General features: G+C 51.8%; 2 protein-coding genes. One reads left to right on the top strand and one right to left on the bottom strand.

Features of this window, described 5'->3' with window-relative positions; genetic code table 11:
• Nucleotides 1–111 precede the first annotated feature (111 nt).
• Nucleotides 112–939, bottom strand: coding sequence for a 30S ribosomal protein S2 (gene rpsB / locus GX147_08510; protein ID NLN60727.1), 828 nt, complete (start codon nucleotides 937–939; stop codon nucleotides 112–114).
• A gap of 417 nt (nucleotides 940–1,356) precedes the next feature.
• Here rpsB and GX147_08505 point away from each other — a divergent pair.
• On the top strand, nucleotides 1,357–1,673 hold a 317-nt coding region (locus tag GX147_08505), incomplete at its 3' end, for a hypothetical protein (protein NLN60726.1).

The following is a 1,673-nucleotide window of genomic DNA, read 5'->3' as shown; positions in this document are numbered from 1 at the left end:
CGTGGTTTCTGTCATCCTGATGGCGAAGCCCGAAGGATCTAGTATTTGAAATACGCTTTCACTAATCGTGTTTTGTGTAAAACGTGGGAATTCTGATCTACTCCCCTACCGTTATCCGGCAGGCTTCTCTGATGCCTCAATGGCGGTGCTTTCTTCCGGTTTCTCCGCCGGTTTACCGGCATCATCTTTAACGGCGGCATCTTTCCGAATCTCTGCGCCTTCTCCTGCGACATCATCTTCGTCCTGATCCGCATCCAGAAGATGCCGGCCTTCGATAGCCGCATCGGCCAGGCACGAGGTGATCAGCTTGATGGCCCTGATCGCATCGTCGTTCCCCGGAATGATGTAATCTATCTCATCGGGGTCGCAGTTGGTATCGACGATGGCGATGATGGGGATGCCCAGCTTGCGCGCTTCGGCTACGGCGATCCTCTCCTTGCGCGGATCCACGACATAGACGGCATCGGGCAGGGCCTTCAAGTTCCTGATCCCGCCGAGAAACTTGAGCAGCTTCTCATGCTCGTGTTTCAGGATGAGCACCTCTTTTTTGGGCAGCAGGTCGAAGGTGCCGTCCTCTTCCATCTTCTCCAGATCATGCAGCCGTTGAATCCGCCGGCTGATGGTCTGGAAGTTAGTCAGCATCCCGCCGAGCCAACGCTGGTTCACATAATGCATCCCGCATCTTTCAGTTTCAAGCCGGATCGATTCCTGGGCCTGTTTCTTGGTACCTACAAAAACTACGTGGCCGCCCCGCGCGGCGATATCGCGCACAAAGTTGAAGGCCACATCCATCAGCTTGACTGTTTTCTGCAGATCAATAATGTAGATACCGTTGCGTTCGGTGAAGATATAGTTTTTCATCTTGGGATTCCAGCGTCGAGTCTGATGCCCGAAGTGAACCCCCGCTTCGAGCAGCTGTTTCATGGTCACGATTGCCAAGAAAATTCCTCCTTTGGTTTATCCACCGCGCTCCCTCAAGGCCTCTCCCGCGGCCCGCAGACGGCCGACCCGGTCCGGGCTCCGGAGGCGTGTGTAATTGAATTATCCGTCGGTAGTATAGCACAGTTATCAACGGAAGGCAATTCAATCGAACTTACCCTGAAAAAGGAACCGTCTTTAACTTAATGCCGGCAAATGTCCCTTTATGCTGTCTATTCAACCTCACAATCTATATATTAGTGCTCTAATTTCCACCGGGCCCCTTCCCCCGGGTATGGATATCCCTTATTACTCCATTTTACGCCGTTAATTGGCGAACTTTTTTATTAATAATACCGCTTGATCCGGCATATACATTTGCGACAAAACCCATCACATGGAAATCGACTTCTTTAAAAAGAGAAAGGAGGATAAAAAATGAATCTGAATAAAGTTGTTCTGCTGATCGTTATCAGCATGGTTTTACTGATGGCAGCAGCCCCCGCCCTGGCCAATCAAGAATGCTTCTCTTCACAGGCAGGGACCTCGCTAACAGTGACGCTGACTGCGGATGGAATCTGGGAGCAGCGGACCGTGTATGGCTGGTCAATTACAAAAACAGCGGAACCGGAAACCCTGACCCTGGCACGGGGAGAAACAGGCAGCATCAGCTATACCATCACCGCATCCCGCACTCCACTGGAGACGGAGGAGGTTTGCCGGGTAAGCGGTATTATTACCGTCAACAACACCGG

The organism is Deltaproteobacteria bacterium (genome assembly GCA_012522415.1).
Lineage (GTDB): Bacteria > Desulfobacterota > Syntrophia > Syntrophales > JAAYKM01 > JAAYKM01.
Note: the sequence above shows the minus strand (reverse complement) of the source record. Positions and strands in the feature narration are given on the sequence as shown.